Here is a 17,850-nt window from a genome sequence, read left to right as displayed (position 1 = left end):
AGCCTGATAACGGAGAATTACATCCGGTCTAATACTCGAATTCCTAGCAAATACAATCCCATTTTTAGCGTGTGGGCTGTCAAGTCACACAGCATTAAACGAGAGGTTCGCTGCGGTTCTTCTGCTTGCAAAACAGAACAGCGATCATAAAATTGATTGAATTTTTGGCTAAGTTCAAAAAGATATTGACAGAGACGATTTGGCAGCAAATCAACTTCTACAATACTAATAACTTCGTCCAGTTGAAGTAAATGCTTTGCTAAGGCTAATTCGGTTTCTTCTTGCAACAGAATTTTGGCACCGGCACCTAAATTGTCAAAATCAATATGACCTTTGCGGCTGATTCCTTGCACCCGGACATAAGCATAGAGCATATAAGGTGCCGTATTGCCCTGCAATGTCAGCATTTTGTCATAGCTAAAAATGTAGTTGCTGGTGCGATTTTGACTTAAATCAGCATATTTAACAGCACTCAATCCGACGATTTGGGCGACATTGGCGATAAATTCTTCAGTTTCCTCGCGTTCTTCTTCTTTGATTCGAGTTTCCAAATCTGCACGGGCGCGAATCACTGCTTCGTCTAATAAATCCCGTAGCCGCACGGTTTCCCCAGAACGAGTTTTTAATTTCTTGCCATCTTCTCCTAAGACTAATCCAAAGGGAACATGAACAATTTCAACATTATCTGGAATCCAGCCGGCACGTCTGGCAACTTGAAAGAATTGAGCGAAGTGGTTAGATTGGCCGGCATCGGTAATATAAATGAGCCGATCCGCCTCATCTTTTTGAATCCGGTAGCGTAGCGCAGCTAAATCGGTTGTGGCGTAGTTATAGCCGCCATCGGATTTTTTCACGATCAAGGGTAAAGGATTGCCTTCTGTGTTCTGAAATCCTTCTAAGAAAACGCATTGTGCCCCAGCATCTTCTACCAGCAAACCTAACTTTTCAAGGTCTTCCACAACTGCCGGCAGCAAGGGGTTATAGAACGATTCCCCACGTTCCGTTAAACAAATATCCAGCAAGTCATAAATTACCTGAAATTCACGCCGCGATTGCTCACATAAAAGCTGCCAAGCATGGCGGGTATCTTCTGCACCGGCTTGTAGTTTCACCACTTCTTGTTTGGCGATTTCTTTAAAGGCTTCATCACTATCAAACCGCTGTTTTGCTTTCTTGTAAAAAGCAACTAAATCGCCTAAGTCGAGAGCATTTGCCGTTGTCAGCGCCTCTGGATAAGCTTCCCGCAGGTAAGCGATCAGCATTCCAAATTGAGTCCCCCAATCCCCGACATGATTTAGTCGCAGAACATCGTGACCTTTAAATTCTAAAATTCGGGCGATGCAATCACCGATAATGGTGGAACGCAAATGCCCGACGTGCATTTCTTTAGCAATGTTGGGGCTAGAAAAATCCACCACCACGCGCTGGGGTGTTTTCGCCTGGGGAATCCCCAGCCGGCTATCTCCCTGAATTGCCATTAACTGGGTTTCCAGATAAGCCGGCTGGAGGGTGAGATTGATAAAACCAGGACCGGCAACTTCTGGCGGTTCGCAAAAGTCGGCTATTTGCAAATTTTGAACGAGTTTGTCTGCGATCTCACGCGGCTTTTGTCCCAATTTCTTTGCCAGGGACATCGCCGCATTCGATTGATAGTCGCCAAATTTAGGATTGCTGGCAGGAACAAGCATGGCGTCTGTGCCGGCCATTTCGTCCCCAAAGGCGGCGATGAAGGCTTGGTTGAAGCGGGTTTTGAGCTGTTCGAGGGTGGAGTTCATGATGCTAGATGCAACGCAGGCTTACGTCGTGTCTATCTAATGTAGCAAGCTGTTGATCTTCACATCAATCAATTTAGGGTTTTGCGCCAATCTTACCGATTGTCATGCGGTTTTTTCTGCGGCTGCAACTCATGCAAGTTCATCACACACGCTGCGGCTGCGCTTCTGTGATTTGTTAAGGCTCATCCGCTTGAAAAGCTTGTTGTGCCGGCATCTTGCACGTTAGAACTCTAACAACCGATTTAAGATTGCTATAAAACCTCTCAGTTCAGTTCAATTTAATTAAGTGAGATTATTTGTAAATATTTTAAAATATAAGGCAAATATTTTTTACTTATATAACGAAGTAAAATGAAACGGTCATTACGGGACTAGAGAGTTTCTAATCCGTCTAAGCAAAATTTGAAGCCCAGATAAATTGATGTTTTAACTGGCAACTTTTAAGAAACCGCGACGCACTCCATAAATCAGCCTGTTGATGATCACTTGATGTTCATCGCTGATTTTATCTTCTAATAGTACAGCTTTCAGATGCTGGCGATCAGAGCTAGTCAGGAACCCGGAGAGGAGAACTTGACCGAATAAATCTTCTAGTGTGCCTGGGGATGGATCAAGTTGAGAGAGATGAGAGCTAAAGCCGCAGGTGATACCCATCTGATAGACCTCCTGTAATTCGTCTTGTAATTCGTCTATATTTAATAGTCTGCCGTGTTTGCCGGCAAAGGTCATCAGCAGAAGCGCTAGTCTTATTTTTTTGGGAATTCCGCAGCATCTCTAACAGTAAAATTACGGAAAATCTCAGGGAAATCACACAAAAAATCAGGCGTTCTCAGCCTTAAAAGTTAGGGGTATACGAGAATTAGCGGATATCCGCCGGCAACTGCAATCACTGGAGTTCCTATTGAGCTAGCACAGTTATTATTTTTGAGATGCCTTGTAAGCGAAATTGGCATCTCGATATTCAAGCCGGTGCTGATACCCTCTTCTTAATCCTGCAGTGTCTCTACTCTTTATCTACCGAAAGCTAGAGGACAAAAGCAGGGTTTCTGCTGTCCTACTTTTTCGGGTCATCATTCCCTATGTTTGGAAACTGGCAAGGCGCTGCGTTCCAAGTCAATTCACCTTTGACAGTTCAGTCATCTCATTTCAGAGAATTTACATAGAGGTAATGCCTGTAATTGTTCTGAGGTTGTGATAAAAACTTTAACAATAACAATTTAGATGCTTTACCGAACTCGATTATTGTAGTTTTGCTGGTGCCGGCTTCATAAAACTCAACAACTCTATAAAGATTTCTCGATAAAATATTTTTATAACTATAGAAATAGTCACAATTATTACGGACATATAATGCTAGGACTTTTGCAAAACTTTTTTTCTGGAAGTTTTATTCCGCATGGCCACTGCTACCTATGGAAGCCAAGTTTGGTAGGGTTGCATATAGTTTCCGACTCTTTGATAGCACTAGCTTATTATTCAATTCCAATAATGCTGGTCTATTTCGTTACCAAAAGGCGAGACGTGCCATTCTACGGCATCTTTCTTTTGTTTGGAACATTTATCATCGCCTGCGGCACCACACATATTTTGGAAATTTGGACACTTTGGCATCCAAATTACTGGCTTTCGGGGTTCCTGAAAGCCTTTACAGCAGGAGTTTCTGTATATACAGCTTTAACACTGATACCGCTGATCCCTCAAGCGTTAGCGCTCCCCAGTCCAGCCCAACTGGAAGCAACCAACCACAGGCTGGAAAATGAAATTATCGAGCGCAAGCGGGTGGAGGAAGCACTAAGACAAGCCCACAAGGAATTCGAGAAACACGTTGCAGAATGGACTGCCGAATTACAAGCAGCTAACGCGCTACTGCAACAGGAGATCGTCGAACACAAGCAAGCAGACGAAGCGTTAAGCCAAAATGAAGCGCAATTCCGGGCGGTTTTTGAGTGGACGGCGGTTGGGATCGTATTTGGTGGCTTGGATGGGCAAATTCTGGAAAGTAATGTAGCCTTGCAAGAAATACTGGCATACACCAGCGAAGAAATTTGCGGGATGAATTTCAGCGAGCTGACCCATCCAGAGGATGTCACCACTGATCTAGAGCTGTTTCAAGAAATGCGAACCGGCAAAAGGGATAGCTATCGGCGAGAAAAGCGCTATATCCGCAAAGATGGTGTAGTCATTTGGGTTCATGTAAGGGTTTCTTTGATTCGAGATCAAAGCGGCAAACCCCAATATGTGGTTGCAATCATTGATGACATTACTGAGCAGCGGCAGGCTGAGGATGCACTGCGGGACAGTGAAGCGCAGTATCGCCGCATTGTTGAAACCGCCACAGAGGGAATTTGGGTTTTGGATGCGGAGGGCAATACAAATTTTGCGAATCACCAAATCGCTCAAATGCTTGGCTACACGCCAGAGGAGATGATAGGTCAGCCTTTATTTGCGTTTATGGATGAGGAAGGTAAAGCGCTCGCGCTGGAGAATATGGAGCGCCGCCGGCAAGGTATTAAAGAACAGCATGATTTTAAATTCTGCCGTAAAGATGGCTCTCATTTGTGGGCAATTGTGTCTACGAATCCCATCTTTGATCGAGCGGGAAACTATGCCGGTGTTTTGGGAATGATTACTGACATCACCGAACGCAAACAAACTGAGTCGGCGTTGCGGGAAAGTGAAACGCAGTTGAGACAGCAAACCAATCAACTTGAACAAGCTTTTTACAAATTGCAACAGACGCAAAGTCAATTGGTTCAAAGTGAAAAAATGTCTTCTCTAGGGCAAATGGTTGCCGGAATGGCGCATGAAATTAACAACCCAGTTAACTTTATTCATGGCAATCTAATTTATGCCAATCAGTATGTTAAAAATTTATTAGAAATGCTGCATCTTTACCAGTTAAACTATCCTGATCCAGCGCCGCAAATTCAAGAAACAGCAGAAGCTATTGAGCTTGATTTCCTTATAGAAGACCTTCCAAAAATGCTTTCTTCCATGTCTGTTGGCACTGAGCGTATTCGCTCCATTGTCTTGTCGTTGCGAAACTTCTCAAGACTGGATGAAGCCGAAATGAAGCCGGTGAACATTCATGAAGGACTCGACAGTACGCTGCTGATTTTGCAACACCGGCTTAAAGCTGGGGCGAATAATTCTCAAATTCAGGTCATTAAAGAGTATGGCGACTTGCCTTTAGTGGAGTGCTATGCCGGCCAGCTCAATCAAGTGTTTATGAATCTCCTCAGCAATGCCATTGATGCTTTAGAAAATGTGACTTCCCCACGAATCATTACGATTCATACTTCTGTGAGGTGTGGGGATGGGAAGCAAAGATTCTCAAGCCTTCATCACCTATCCCCAAATCTAGATACCCAGTTTGTGATCATTCGCATTGCTGACACCGGCATCGGCATGAGTGAGGATGTGTGCCGGCGTCTGTTCGATCCGTTTTTTACGACGAAAGCTGTTGGCAAAGGCACAGGATTGGGATTATCGATTAGCTATCAGATTGTTATTGAAAAACACAGAGGTCAGTTGAAGTGTATTTCTTCCCCAGGCAAGGGTGCGGAGTTCGTGATGGAAATTCCAATTTACCAAGATTCTAAAAAGCCGGCTTTGCTTTCGGAAGTCTAAGTGCCGGCTTAAGATTTGTGTTCTAGAGAGGAAATTAAAAGCATTCTATCAGTCGCTTGAGTCTTCCCTATCCTTTCCAGGTGGCAGGAACTGTTTTAAAATCTCTTTGGGTTCACGATCCCAGGTGTCGATATGTTCGTAGATCAGGGCATCTTTGTTAAGTTTGTAAGTCGAGTAACCGTTAAAAAATAGGTGAGGTTTCCAGGGAAGCCGCAACACGCCGCGAACTGTCCACTTTGCGAGAATGGTATCTTCATCCACCCAATCAACTTCATGAAGATCGAAGTGGATTTTTGTAAAAAATAGCCGGCTGTGAAATCGCAATGTCCAAAAAATAATCCGATAGTTGAATTTCCATTTAAAGGTATTCACCGGATCTTTAAAGTAAATATCATTTGTATAGATATCGTAAGAAATATCTTTCTCAAAAAGCGTTGGTAAGTCCTTTTTGAGTGTTTCAATCACTGCTTCTACTTGTCCCTGATATTTAAGCACTGCTTCGACTCCCACGATCTGACACAATGATTATTGTATCTACTTAACTCCCTGGTTCCGTGGGCGCACCCATTGTTACTCGTTTTGCTGCCCAGATACAAGGCTGGAACCGCTAAGCCGCGACTTTTTGGGTTGTGCCGGCGCGGTTTACTGAATGCCTGAGTTCGTTTTTGCCGGCTTCACTTGGCGACGCCATTTAAAATTCCCTACAAAAAAATGTTTGCTTCAGACAAATAGACAAAGGAATTGTGATAACTCAGTGTTCGCTCAAACTATCAGATATGCTATTTTTTAAAATAAATTAAACTAGACTATTCTAGAATTTTACGAGGAATATGCTTAATTCTATAAAATCTTTAAAGTGGGAAAAAATGAATAAACAATTATATTTCCAAAAACTAGACGCGCTGCGAGGAATTGCCTCTTTATATGTCCTGCTTCATAATCTTGTTTACGGGTTAATTGGCCTTAATTTAATTCCATCAAAAGTTAAAATATTTTTTGCTGCCGGCCAAGAAGCTGTTATTTTATTTTTTTTATTAAGCGGATTTGTGATTTATCTTTCATTCTATAAAAAGTCAACGATTACTTTTCAAGAATTTTTGATTAAAAGATTTAAACGAATTTATTTCATATTGATTATTTCTTTAATAGTTTCTATCTTTGTTTCAGCTTTTAATGGCAATTTGTTGCAAAGATTTTCTTTGAGGGAATTAATCGGAAATTTATTATTTTTACAGGATTTTGGCCGCGTAAAGCCAGGAAATATTGTCAACCCTTTTTTGGGCAATCTTCCTTTATGGTCTTTATCCTATGAATGGTGGTTTTACATGATGTTTTTTCTGGCTTATACAGTTTTACCCAAAAACAAAAATAGAATTTACTTCGTCTTAACATTTTCAGCAATTTCTTACATAATTTTTATGATCCATCCCAACCATTTATGTTTAATTTCTGCTTATTTTATTATTTGGTGGTCGGGAGTGGAAGCAGCAACAATCTTCACAACTTATAAAAGATTCACCTACAGCCATCTGCAACCTATATTTATTTCGTTGATTTTAATGTCATTCCTAGCTACGGTTCCCTTGCTAGGGGCAGAAGAACTTAGATTAGGCTATTATCCATTTTTAGTATTACGTCATTTTTTTACTGCTCTATTATTAATGTTTGTTGGCTGGATTTGGTATCAGAATAAGTTATTGCTATTTGATAAATTGCTAGGAGTATTTGCCAAAATTTCTCCGATTTCTTACGCCCTTTATATTTTTCACTATCCCATTTTAGTGCAGTGGCAACTTCAACCATATATTCCTAATTATTGGCTAGAATACAGTTTAAAATTTGTTGTGCTGATTGGGCTGGCATATTTAACTGAAATTAAACTACAGTCCAGAATTTATCGGTGGATTAAATAGCTTGAGTGTTGAGAAACTAGCCATTGCTGTTGAAGCGATTTTGAATGAGTGTAACCAATCGTTGAAAGTTGCTCGAAAGGCGAGTTTGAAAGCTTGGCGCGGAAGACATATTCATGCCGGCAAGACTCTGCTGCGCGGGAATAGACAGTTCAGAGGCCGGCTTGGCATAGGGTCCTTCTCGTAATGCTTTAGCTAAAGCGTCGTTATCTTCTCGCAAACCTTCATAGAAAAACAAAATTTCCCCTTTGATCCCAACTGATCGATTGTAATTGATAGCTTGGACAAGGTATTCAGGGGTAATGCGGTATGAACCCACTTTGATTAAAATGCCTGGAGAAACCTTCGATAGCTGATCCACTGTAAATTGCTCGCGCAATAGCCGGTCAATGATATCTTTGTAGCTGTAAAAGTCGCGGCGATAAACTTGAGGATGAATCAGATCCGCTAATTCTTGCTCAAGCCAAGCTTTAGAGTCTTGCAAATATTCATTTAAACACCATTTGTAGATATTGGGAGCCATTGATACCAGAATATCTGGTTTAATGGCTTTCACCTCTTGGTAAAGACGCGCTAAAAAATTGGTGAGAATATCAGCACGCCATTGCACCCATTGGGGATCTTTTGGGTTTTGCGGCGGATTTTGATGAAATGTTTGGTAGTAACGCTCAATTGTGCCCGGATCGTATCCCCCTTCACAGGGAAACGCCGGCAGTCGATCATCTCCGTGAATCCCGCTGATTTCGTAGTTTTTCACCACTTCCAGCACCAAGCTGAGCATAAAATCTTGCACTTGCGGATCGAGGGCATTCATCCACTCAAAATTGTTTTTTTTCAGCAGGTTGCCGGCATAGTCACGGGCTGCCCATTCAGGTTTTTTGGCCAGCAGATGACCCCCACCCAAGTTGTAAGAACTGGCAAAACCGTATTCAAACCAGGGAATTACTGCTAGGTTATACCGGCTTGCCTCTTCAATGAGTTCGGCTAAAGGGTCACGCCCTTGATAAAGCGGATCGATTTCCACTCCAAAAGTTTCCCCCATGACTTGACTCGGATATAAAGTCTGTGCTTTATTCCAAACAACGGGAAAAACCATATTAAATCCCGTTTCTGCTAGAAATTTCATTGCTTCCGCAATATTTTTCTTTGAGCGCAAAACTTTACTATCCGTGTTGGTAAGCCAGACCCCGCGTATTTCCATATCCGTTGAGTTTCCAAAGAAGCATCCGCACATCAAATTTAGCATTTACTTGCAGCCGGCTTTGGGCTTTAATTGATGTGCCTTAAAGTGGTTCTATTCGGCTACGTGCAACAGTCTGCAAACACCCCAATCCAGAATATTTCGCACCGCTGACAATCTAAACCGGCTCAAACAAGAAGCGCATAATGCTTTTTATTATAATGAAATATACTTTGGGTAAGCGTCACCATAATCTTTATTAAAGGTAACGTTTGAGAAAACTATTTAACGAAATGAGAGAAAGCCCATGCAAGAATTGTTAAGAAATATTTTTTCAGAGCAATTCATTCTTGATGGGCGAGGTTGGGCTATCCTGCCGCAGTGGGGAGCGTGCGACCTCTGGCAGCCGGCCTTAGTGTGGCTGCATATCCTGTCCCATTCCTTGATCGCTGTTGTTTATTACTCAATTTCAATAATGCTGGTCTATTTCGTCCGCCGGCGTCACGATCTGCCCTCTCACTGGGTTTTTTGGCTGTTGGGAGCCTTTATCCTTAGCTGTGGGACAACTCATCTGACGGAAGTGTGGGCGCTGTGGCACTCGCACTCTTGGCTAACCGGCAGTCTCAAAGCCTTGACTGCTGTGATTGCGTTATGCACAGCAGGCGCGATGTTACCCCTGATTCCTCAAGCGCTGGCTTTGCCGTCGGATCTAGCAGCACTCAAGGGCCGGCTCACGTTAGAAATTTGCGATCGGGCTGTGGCAGAGGCACATCTGCGCCAAACGGAGGCTGAACTGCAAGCGATTTTTAAAGCAGTTCCCGATTTGTACTTCCGGCTTTACGCCGATGGCACCATTCTTGATTACAACGCCGGACACCCTGAAGATTTATATTTACCGCCAGAAATGTTTTTGGGGAAACGAATGCAAGATGTTCTGCCGGCAGGCGTGGGGCATCAGATGGCTTCTGCAATTTCACAAGTATTCGCTTCACCAGAAGAAACCGCTGCCGTGCCGATACAAATCGAGTATTCTTTACCGATGCCGGCAGGAAAACAAAGCTATGAAGCTCGGCTAATTCCTTTAATCGACAACCAAATTATTGTAATTGCCCGCAACATCACGACCACCAAGCGCTCCCAAGAACAGGTGCGTTCCTCTCAACAAATGCTGCGGCTGGTGATTGACAATATTCCCGAACTTATTTATTGGAAAGATAAAAATTCAGTTTATCTCGGTTGCAATCAGAACTTTGCACGGGCTGCCGGTGTGGGCACTCCAGAAAAGATTGTCGGGCTGACTGACTTCGACTTGCTCTGGACGGAAGAAGAGGCCGGCAGGTTTCGTGAGAGCGACCGGCGCGTGATGGAAACCGACACACCCGAATATCACCTCATCGAAACCCATCTGCAAGCCGATGGCAACCAGTCGTGGGCGGATACCAATAAAATCCCACTCCATGATGCCGGCGGCAGTGTGGTGGGCATTCTGGGCACCTATGAGGACGTGACCGAGCGCACGCTGGCAGAGGAGCAGTTGCTTAGGAGTGAAGCCCGCTTCCAACGGCTAGCCGCCAGCGTGCCGGGAGTGATTTACCAATATCGCCTCAGTGCCGATGGTTCCCAGTCGATCTTATATGTGAGTCCAGCGTGCCGCGAACTCTATGAATTAGAACCCGAAGAATTTCAACAAACGTTTGCCAATCACCTGATCCATCCCGATGATCGTCCCTCCCTTGACCGGGCAATGGCCGTTTCTGCTTCTACCTTAGAGCCTTGGCATTGGGAAGGCCGGTTGATCACCCCGTCGAGTGAGCGCAAGTGGTTGCAAACGGCGGCGCGGCCTGAATTGCAGCCCAACGGAGATATTCTCTGGGATGCTTTGGTCATAGATATCACCGAGCGCAAGCGGGTAGAAGAACAAGTCTACTTTCAAGCACTGCTGCTGGATGCAGTGGAGCAAGCCGCAATCGCTACCGATTTAGATGGAAAAATTACTTATTGGAATCGATTTGCCGAGACGCTTCAGGGTTGGCAAAAACAAGAAGCCCTCGGTCGAAATTTTATAGAACTTTTACCCGTTGAGGCTTCCCGAACTGAGGCGGCAGAACTGCTGTCTCGCCTGAGAGCCGGTACAAGTTGGAGCGGCGAATTTGTCTTACAACGTAAGGACGAAACGACGTTCCCGGTAATGACCACAAACTCGCCCATCTACGATGTCAATGGCGTCTTGATCGGTACTGTGAGCATTTCTCAAGACATCACGAAGCGCAAACAGGCAGAAGAAGCGCTGCGGCAGTCGGAAGTACGCTCTAGAACCCTCGCGCAACGAGAAAAACTGCTGAACCGGCTCGCCAGCCAAATTCGCAACTCTCTTGATTTAGATACGATTTTAGGAACGGCAGTTCACGAAATTCGCAATCTGTTGCAAATTGATCAGTGTCTATTTATTTGGTATCGCCCAAACAGTTCCGAACTCTTCATGTTAAATTCTGAGCTATACGAGCCAATAGAAACTTCCAAATTAAAGATTCAAAATATCTCTCATTGGGAGGTTGTGAAGGAAGCCAAAAATTCTGAAATGCCTAGCTTTCTCGGTTGTTACTCTGCTAAAAAAACGGACATTTTAGTGAATAAGCAACTGTTAAACCTGGAAATGTTACGAGTGGATGATATGTCGAAGGCGAGTGAGCCTTGGGAGCGATATCTTCGCAAGCATTTGGGTTACACCGCTTTTTTAGCCTTACCGATTCAAACGCGTTCTGGTGATGTTGGTGTGGTTAGCTGTGGGCATTTTAGTGAGCACCGGCCTTGGAGTGATAATGAAGTGGAACTGCTGCAAGCTGTGAGCGATCAGCTAGCGATTGCCATTAGCCAAGCCGAAAGCTACGCTCAAGCTCAGGAAGCGGCTAGAATTGCCCAAGCGCAAGCCCAGCAGCTTGAGCAAGCGCTCAAAGCGCTGCAACAAACGCAAGCGCAGCTAATTCAAAGTGAGAAAATGTCTTCTCTAGGGCAGATGGTTGCCGGTGTCGCCCATGAAATCAACAACCCGGTTAGTTTTATTCAGGGTAATCTTAATTTTGCGGTTGAGTATATCCAAAAGCTGTTGCAAATCGTGCAGCTTTACCAGCAGATATATCCGAAACCGGCACCTGTGATTGAAGCAGTTGCGATTGCTATTGATTTAGATTTTATTATTGAAGATTTGCCGAAAATGCTCTCTTCCATGAAAATTGGAGCGGAACGTATTCGTCAGATCGTGCTTTCTTTACGGAACTTCTCGCGTCTAGATGAATCCCAGAGCAAATCTGTTGATATCCATGAAGGTTTAGACAGCACTTTGTTGCTACTGCAACACCGGCTGAAAGCCCAGCCTGAACATCCTGAAATTAAGCTAATTAAAGAGTATGGCCCTTTGCCGCCGGTGGAGTGCTATGCCAGCCAGTTGAATCAGGTATTTATGAATATTCTGGCGAATGCGATTGATGCCCTATTTCCGGCGCGGGGAAATTCGCAAAAGCTTGAGGCAAAATCCACCATTCAAGATCCGCAGATTCGCCTACGCACCGAGGTGTTAGAGGAAGATCGGATCGCGATCATTATTGCAGATAACGGGCCGGGAATACCAGAGGAAGTGCGTCTGCGAATTTTTGATCCGTTCTATACAACGAAACCTGTTGGATCGGGTACGGGTTTAGGGCTATCAATTAGCTATCAAATTATTGTTGAAAGGCATGGGGGTCAGTTGAGATGTATTTCCTCCCCCGGTGGAGGTGCGGAGTTTATTATTGAGATTCCTATCAGGCAACCGACTCCAATCGTAACTGTGCGCCGGTAAGTCGTTATCTTGTTCAAAATCTGTGTCAAAGCTGAATTTGCACAGATTATCTTCCTCCTGAAAGATTGACAGCATAAGCGAGTGCTGCTTGCTGTTCAATATTTAAATCCTCAAAGCCAAAGCAAACTAGCGTGAGAGGCGGTAAGGGTGAGTTTGTATAGAGAAATGTTCGATCAGACGCATCTATGAGAACGATTTTATCTTCCTCGACTTTCACTTTATAAAGTGATTGTTTGGCCGGTGTTTCTATTTCAAAACCGTAGTCGCGAAGTGTAATTCTGTAAATTTCTTTGCCGGCTTCATTTTTGAGCTGATAATTCCCATCTTCCTGCCGGCTTAAAATATAAAGCTCTTTTGTACCCTCGGCGTTCTCAATTGTCCAAGCGCTACCTTTGATCGCCGCATAGCCTAAGACTTTGCCGGCATCGCTGTTAATTCTAAACCGTTTGCTGTCACTTCCAATCGTGAAGCGAGCGATTTCTTCTTCAGCCGCATCTAGGAATTTTGCCCCACCCACGACTGGCTTAATTGAAAAGGTATTCGTTCCTCCTTTTAGTTTAAATTGAATGGTATCATCGGCATCGGTATCAGCTTGTGAGCGATTATTTTCAGCGGCTTGGCTGTTTTCAGTGTTGGAAACTTCAGGCACCTTAGCGGCGGGTGTGCCGGCATTACCACAGCTAACAAGAAGTGCTGTTACAGAAACTAATAGGCAAGAATAAATCACTCTTTTCAGTATTTTTTTCATTATTAGATTTTTTCCATTTTAATTTAACCTGTTTTTTGAGAGAACATTTAAACAAAATTTAGAATTTGATGAGAAGGGAAGGTTTCAGCAGTCGCTTTGGTGAATTTTCCTACGGCTTTATTTTATTTTTGTTTTCATCGCTATCTATAGGGTTTACCTGAATGTGATTCTTTAGAATGAGAGATTATTCATGATTTTTTATCCTTTAGATAGAAGCTATTTTGAATTTAATCATATCTTATCATGCTTTAGATAGAGAAAGGGTGCAGGAAAGTTTACCCTTTAGATCGACGATTTTGTTCACTTCATTTATTAAGATTAAGAGAGAAAGTTAAATAGTAATTAGGAGTGTTTTCATGGCTGATAAACAACAAGTACAAGAGTTGCCGCCAGAACTCAAAGACCAAATGCTTGAAGGCTCTCAACAAATTTATCTGGCTGCCTTAAATAGCGCCATGTCAAACGGGATGGATGAAGATGCTGCCCGCCGCGTTGCGATGAACACGGTAGAACATGACTACCAAAAGGGTGACGATGGCAAGTGGCACCGCCGGCCTCAACAAAGCAACCAGACCCGCAAATCGGTTCAGTCTGGTGGCAATTAGGTGCCTTTAAAAAAAAGTTTAGATCGATTGTAACGCTTGTGAGAATTTCAAGGTGCAATCATTGGTCTCTACTTAAGTAAAAAATTCAGCAAAATACAGAATCTAAAAACCTCTTGATAAGTTGGAATGCAATGACAGCTAACAAATCAGGAGGTTTTTTGCGTTGACTTCTGCGCGACAGGTCTAGATCGGTGGCAGAATGACTCCAACTAAAGCGCCAGTTTATTCGTTGCTATTGACAAAAAGGGCATCGCATAATTGATAATCGACTTGCTCAGGGAAAAGCATTCGGATATGAAAATTATTGCCGATACCGCTCAATTATTCCTTGTATGTTTTGCCCCCAAAGTATTTACATTTTGTCGTTTTTCGTGTAATCCCTAGCTTTACTGATCCGCAGGATTGAGGCGAATCATCTCCCAAGTTGTATAAGTGCCAATAGGACTCCAAATTACATAGGGAAGAAGTAAAGCAGCAGCCCATCCAGAAATCGGCCATACGGTTAGTAGTAACAGTAAACCTAAAAGGGTGCCGGTTGCCCCGATCATGGTGCCGGCTTTGAGACTTCGCAGCCTTAACATTCCTGGATTGTAGGCAACAATTGCAATTTCTACTAACAGGTAAAAAGCCATCAACAACCAAGTTTTCTGGCTTCCAGGGTCTTTTTCCCAAATAATATAAGCTGACCAAGCCCCACAAATAAAGACGATACTCCAAATAACAGGAATTAGCGCCTCAAAAGTCAGCCATCTTGGGCGCTGTAGGTGCTTGAACCACTTGACATCCTTCGGCGTAATCAAGTTACTACCTAGGGCAACCAAGAAAGTAACGCCGCCAATCACCATCCAAGATTTAATAATCATTATTCCCTCACTTTTGTGCAGTGCCCAGCCCCATAAAGCGCTCGCATCGTGTAAATTTTTCCAAGACAGGTTAGAGAGTCCTCATCCAACTCTGCTGATCCCCTAATGCCGGCCAATCTTCCAAAAACCTACAGATGGTGTTATTTTGTCAGGTGGGGAGGGCGACGGGCAATCAGCCTGGAGTCTGAATTTTGAGGAAAACTGCCCTATAGGACTGCTATCTGATTTGTAAACATCGTGAGGTGAGAAGGCCGGTTTTATAGCAAAACCAGGGTTTTTCGTGTTCACAAACAATTTAGGGTTGCTATATACTGGTTTGTAATAGCAATCTCATTCGTTGCAATCAAGTTTTTCGCCATGCCTCTCTACGATTATTTCTGTCCTAGCAATAACCAGAAGGTCGAAGTTATGCACAGTATGAACCAGGAAGTTAAAACCTGGGGCGACGTGTGCAAGTTGGCTAAATGTGAACTCGGCAATACTCCGGAAGATGCTCCTGTGCGCCGGCTGCTTAGCGTGCCAAGGCTGAGTGTCCCAACATCCGACAGTGATTACAAAAGTGCCGGGATGTCTAAGCTGGTGAAACGCGATCAAGGCGTTTATGAAAATGTGACGGCGAAGGATGGAGAAGACCGAATTGTGTATCGGTAGAATTTGAGTTTTTATCTGAATTGAAAAATTAAACCTTACCGGCACAGTGGGCGAAAAGATGCTCTTTTGGCTGTTTCTGTGCCGCATTTTTTTACGGTAAATGCGGGAAACTTCTGGTTGAGGCGAAGTGCCGGCAATTCACTCCAACCAGAATAATCAACAGCAAATATTTTGGATTATCCGCGCCACCGACGCGCAAAATAAATCAGTGTCGCTTGAGATATTTGGGTTTGCAGCCAATTAAGTGCCTGATTTTGATTGGGCTTGGCTTGATAAAACCTGCACACATCAATCAAACGAATTGGCGCTGTGGAGGTGGAATTACGCCACCGGCGGGCAAACTCTTGTAAGGTGGCGGCGGGAATTTGCTTTTGTAGCCAATCAAGCGCCTGATTTTGGTTGATCCGGCGCTGATAGTAAAGGCAAACATCAACCAGACGGATGAGGGTTGATTGGGACGAGGTGCTGGGAGTGCGCCACTTTTGGGCAAATTCCTGCAAAGTGGGTAAAGAAATTCGCCCCTGCAACCACTGTAACGATTGATTTTGATTGGCCAAACCTTGATAAAACTTGAACACGTCCAGCAGGCGAATGGGTACGTGGTATTTTGAGTTTCGCCATTTTTTAGAAAATTCGCTGAGGATGGCTTGCGGAATTTGTCTTTGCAGCCATTCAACGGCTTGATTTTGGTTAGGCAAGGCTTGATAGTATTTACCGGCATCCACCAAACTAATAATGTATTGAGACGGGGTGGGAGGTGCCGGTGTTGGGGTTGTTATGGGTGCCGGTGTTGGGGTTGGTTTCGGTGCCGGCGTGGGTGTCGGTGTAGGTGCCGGTTTGGGCATCACACTATTATCCATCAGTGCCGTCCACGTTTGAACCCCCACGATGCCATCACCTTCAAGTCCCATTGCTCTCTGAAAAGCAATGACCGCGTTTTTGGTGGTGGCACTAAAATAACCGTTAACGCTGCCAGGATTGAAGCCTTTTTTTTGCAAACATTGCTGGAAAAGCTTGATGATTGAGGTGGTTTGCCCTTCCCGTGAGCTTTGGAAGCGATTGATGTCCACACCCCCTGAGACTCCATTCACCCGCCCAGAGTCGGTGTATTGCCACATTGTCCAGGTATCCCAACCGCCGGTGATCCAAGGCGCAGAGTCGCTGGTGTAATGCGCGATCCATAGGGGATAGTCTGAGAAGCGCTGCATATCGCCGATTCGTTGCCAAAATCCGGGATAGGTGTAGATAATGGGTCTGCGCCCGGTTGCTTTCTCGACTATCGATAACCATGTTGCCATGCGTGTGGCGATTGTGCTGGCACTCATGCCGCCGGTGGATTCAATATCTAAGACTGCCGGCAAGTCTCCGGGCTGCATTTTGACAATTTTGAGGAAATGCTGCGCCTGCGCTTGGGCATCGCTTTGGGGGCGAAAGAAGTGGTACGCACCCCGCAGCAAACCGGCTGCCTTAGCGCCGGCCCAATTGGTTGCGAAGCTACTGGCGACAAAGGTTGTGCCTTCTGTTGCTTTGATAAAGGCAAAAGAAATGCCATCATTGGCAACTGCCCGCCAATTGACGTTTTCCTGAAAGTCTGAAACATCTATGCCGTATGCGCTCATGTCTGTTGAATTTGTAAAGGATGGGTTCGATTCAAGTTTCTAACAAGTTACTGAGCTTTGGGTGTTTTTTCAGTGACTTAGAAAATGAGAAGTTGTACCTATTGCGGGAAGATAATTGTAGAAATTCTGCTAAAAATAAAAGGTTGAGAGGCAGAACTTGACTGCGAACAAGCAAACCTGTAATAGGTAGCTGTTCACTAGAATGAATGATTGTTCAGCAACGGGGAAATCGCTCATGGATGTTATTCCAGCAATCGATTTGTTAGAAGGCCGGTGTGTGCGGCTGTATCAGGGAGATTATTCGCAATCGCAAACGTTTAATGAAGACCCTGTTGCGGTGGCTAAACAGTGGGTAGATCAAGGTGCGACGCGGTTGCATTTGGTGGATCTCGATGGGGCGAAAACGGGTGCGCTGGTGAACCGGCAGGCGATTGCAGAGATTGTGCGGACGGTTTCAGTGCCGGTGCAGCTTGGAGGCGGCTTGCGAGATTACGCTGCCGTTGCCGATCTATTGTCTTTGGGTGTGGATCGAGCGATTTTAGGGACGGTGGCGGTAGAAAAACCGCAGTTGGTGTGGCAGTTGTGCGAAGAGTTCCCCGGCCAAATCATTGTTGGGATTGACGCCCGTGATGGTAAAGTCGCCACGCGAGGCTGGCTGGAAACGTCTGAGGTGCTGGCAACAGATTTAGCTCAGCAGATGGCCAAACACGGGGCGGCGGCCATTATCTATACGGATATTTATCGGGATGGGACGATGCAAGGGCCAAATATGCCGGCTTTGCGAGAAATTGCCGATGCGGTTGACATCCCGATTATTGCCTCTGGTGGGGTAAGTTCGATTACTGATTTGTTGAGTTTGCTGGCGCTAGAATCTGTGGGAGTCACCGGCGTCATTATCGGACGTGCGCTGTACACGGGTGATATTTCGCTCAAAGAGGCGCTGCAGGCGATCGGTCCGGAACGGCTACAGGATATTCCCCCAGATTTTGGTTCCTCAGCATTTGCTTAAAAGCCGGTGATTGTTCTGAATCTGG

Annotated in this window: 13 protein-coding genes; 6 read left to right on the top strand and 7 right to left on the bottom strand. The window is 44.6% G+C overall.

The annotated features are described in order from the left end of the window. Nucleotides 1-17: 17 nt before the first annotated feature. Together argS and H6F73_RS01485 are read right to left on the bottom strand one after the other, a co-directional pair. On the bottom strand, nucleotides 18-1,775 hold the full coding sequence (gene argS, locus H6F73_RS01490; RefSeq protein ID WP_190757042.1) for an arginine--tRNA ligase: 1,758 nt from the start codon (nucleotides 1,773-1,775) through the stop codon (nucleotides 18-20). Between the two features lie 426 nt (nucleotides 1,776-2,201). After that, nucleotides 2,202-2,504: a hypothetical protein gene (locus tag H6F73_RS01485; protein ID WP_347239447.1), complete on the bottom strand. Its 303-nt coding sequence runs from the start codon at nucleotides 2,502-2,504 to the stop codon at nucleotides 2,202-2,204. A 759-nt stretch (nucleotides 2,505-3,263) separates the two neighbouring features. Here H6F73_RS01485 and H6F73_RS01480 point away from each other — a divergent pair. Continuing rightward, on the top strand, nucleotides 3,264-5,405 hold the full coding sequence (locus H6F73_RS01480) for a PAS domain S-box protein (protein ID WP_190757041.1): 2,142 nt from the start codon (nucleotides 3,264-3,266) through the stop codon (nucleotides 5,403-5,405). Nucleotides 5,406-5,453: 48 nt separating this feature from the next. Here the strand turns inward: H6F73_RS01480 and H6F73_RS01475 are convergent, their stop codons facing one another. Next, a complete protein-coding gene (locus tag H6F73_RS01475; protein WP_190757040.1) occupies nucleotides 5,454-5,900 on the bottom strand; it encodes a DUF2358 domain-containing protein in 447 nt (148 codons plus the stop codon). Between the two features lie 371 nt (nucleotides 5,901-6,271). On the opposite strand from H6F73_RS01475, the gene H6F73_RS01470 reads away from it, so the two are divergent. After that, the gene (locus H6F73_RS01470; protein WP_190757039.1) at nucleotides 6,272-7,318 is read left to right on the top strand and encodes an acyltransferase; all 1,047 of its coding nucleotides are present in this window, start codon (nucleotides 6,272-6,274) and stop codon (nucleotides 7,316-7,318) included. A gap of 16 nt (nucleotides 7,319-7,334) precedes the next feature. Here the strand turns inward: H6F73_RS01470 and H6F73_RS01465 are convergent, their stop codons facing one another. Then, nucleotides 7,335-8,516 carry a family 10 glycosylhydrolase gene (locus H6F73_RS01465; RefSeq protein ID WP_190757038.1) on the bottom strand — a complete coding sequence of 394 codons (1,182 nt, stop codon included), beginning with the start codon at nucleotides 8,514-8,516 and terminating at the stop codon, nucleotides 7,335-7,337. Nucleotides 8,517-8,802: 286 nt separating this feature from the next. On the opposite strand from H6F73_RS01465, the gene H6F73_RS01460 reads away from it, so the two are divergent. Further along, on the top strand, nucleotides 8,803-12,330 hold the full coding sequence (locus tag H6F73_RS01460) for a PAS domain-containing protein (RefSeq protein WP_190757037.1): 3,528 nt from the start codon (nucleotides 8,803-8,805) through the stop codon (nucleotides 12,328-12,330). A 46-nt stretch (nucleotides 12,331-12,376) separates the two neighbouring features. Here the strand turns inward: H6F73_RS01460 and H6F73_RS01455 are convergent, their stop codons facing one another. After that, nucleotides 12,377-13,078, bottom strand: a complete 702-nt coding sequence (locus H6F73_RS01455) for a hypothetical protein (protein ID WP_190757036.1) — start codon at nucleotides 13,076-13,078, stop codon at nucleotides 12,377-12,379. Between the two features lie 356 nt (nucleotides 13,079-13,434). On the opposite strand from H6F73_RS01455, the gene H6F73_RS01450 reads away from it, so the two are divergent. After that, nucleotides 13,435-13,683, top strand: a complete 249-nt coding sequence (locus H6F73_RS01450; protein WP_190757035.1) for a ChaB family protein — start codon at nucleotides 13,435-13,437, stop codon at nucleotides 13,681-13,683. A gap of 386 nt (nucleotides 13,684-14,069) precedes the next feature. Here H6F73_RS01450 and H6F73_RS01445 read toward each other — a convergent pair whose 3' ends face one another. After that, a complete protein-coding gene (locus tag H6F73_RS01445) occupies nucleotides 14,070-14,543 on the bottom strand; it encodes a tryptophan-rich sensory protein (protein ID WP_190757090.1) in 474 nt (157 codons plus the stop codon). Nucleotides 14,544-14,954: 411 nt separating this feature from the next. Here H6F73_RS01445 and H6F73_RS01440 point away from each other — a divergent pair, with 411 nt between their 5' ends. Then, on the top strand, nucleotides 14,955-15,197 hold the full coding sequence (locus tag H6F73_RS01440; RefSeq protein ID WP_242072294.1) for a zinc ribbon domain-containing protein: 243 nt from the start codon (nucleotides 14,955-14,957) through the stop codon (nucleotides 15,195-15,197). Nucleotides 15,198-15,373: 176 nt separating this feature from the next. Here H6F73_RS01440 and H6F73_RS01435 read toward each other — a convergent pair whose 3' ends face one another. Then, entirely contained in the window at nucleotides 15,374-16,816 is a 1,443-nt protein-coding gene (locus tag H6F73_RS01435; protein ID WP_190757033.1) for a GH25 family lysozyme, read from the bottom strand. 235 nt (nucleotides 16,817-17,051) lie between these two features. Here H6F73_RS01435 and hisA point away from each other — a divergent pair, with 235 nt between their 5' ends. Next, nucleotides 17,052-17,825: a 1-(5-phosphoribosyl)-5-[(5-phosphoribosylamino)methylideneamino]imidazole-4-carboxamide isomerase gene (gene hisA, locus H6F73_RS01430; RefSeq protein ID WP_190757032.1), complete on the top strand. Its 774-nt coding sequence runs from the start codon at nucleotides 17,052-17,054 to the stop codon at nucleotides 17,823-17,825. Nucleotides 17,826-17,850: the final 25 nt, after the last annotated feature.

Source organism: Microcoleus sp. FACHB-68 (genome assembly GCF_014695715.1).
Taxonomy (GTDB): Bacteria; Cyanobacteriota; Cyanobacteriia; order Cyanobacteriales; family Oscillatoriaceae; genus FACHB-68.
This window is presented reverse-complemented; position numbering and strand designations above follow the sequence as displayed.

What these genes read in the sequence shown, in the direction of transcription:
- argS (WP_190757042.1), bottom strand. Translation starts at nt 1,775, where the DNA reads ATGAACTCCACCCTCGAACAGCTCAAAACCCGCTTCAACCAAGCCTTC.
- H6F73_RS01485 (WP_347239447.1), bottom strand. Translation starts at nt 2,504, where the DNA reads ATGACCTTTGCCGGCAAACACGGCAGACTATTAAATATAGACGAATTA.
- H6F73_RS01480 (WP_190757041.1), top strand. Translation starts at nt 3,264, where the DNA reads ATGCTGGTCTATTTCGTTACCAAAAGGCGAGACGTGCCATTCTACGGC.
- H6F73_RS01470 (WP_190757039.1), top strand. Translation starts at nt 6,272, where the DNA reads ATGAATAAACAATTATATTTCCAAAAACTAGACGCGCTGCGAGGAATT.
- H6F73_RS01465 (WP_190757038.1), bottom strand. Translation starts at nt 8,516, where the DNA reads ATGGAAATACGCGGGGTCTGGCTTACCAACACGGATAGTAAAGTTTTG.
- H6F73_RS01460 (WP_190757037.1), top strand. Translation starts at nt 8,803, where the DNA reads ATGCAAGAATTGTTAAGAAATATTTTTTCAGAGCAATTCATTCTTGAT.
- H6F73_RS01455 (WP_190757036.1), bottom strand. Translation starts at nt 13,078, where the DNA reads ATGAAAAAAATACTGAAAAGAGTGATTTATTCTTGCCTATTAGTTTCT.
- H6F73_RS01450 (WP_190757035.1), top strand. Translation starts at nt 13,435, where the DNA reads ATGGCTGATAAACAACAAGTACAAGAGTTGCCGCCAGAACTCAAAGAC.
- H6F73_RS01440 (WP_242072294.1), top strand. Translation starts at nt 14,955, where the DNA reads ATGCACAGTATGAACCAGGAAGTTAAAACCTGGGGCGACGTGTGCAAG.
- H6F73_RS01435 (WP_190757033.1), bottom strand. Translation starts at nt 16,816, where the DNA reads ATGAGCGCATACGGCATAGATGTTTCAGACTTTCAGGAAAACGTCAAT.
- hisA (WP_190757032.1), top strand. Translation starts at nt 17,052, where the DNA reads ATGGATGTTATTCCAGCAATCGATTTGTTAGAAGGCCGGTGTGTGCGG.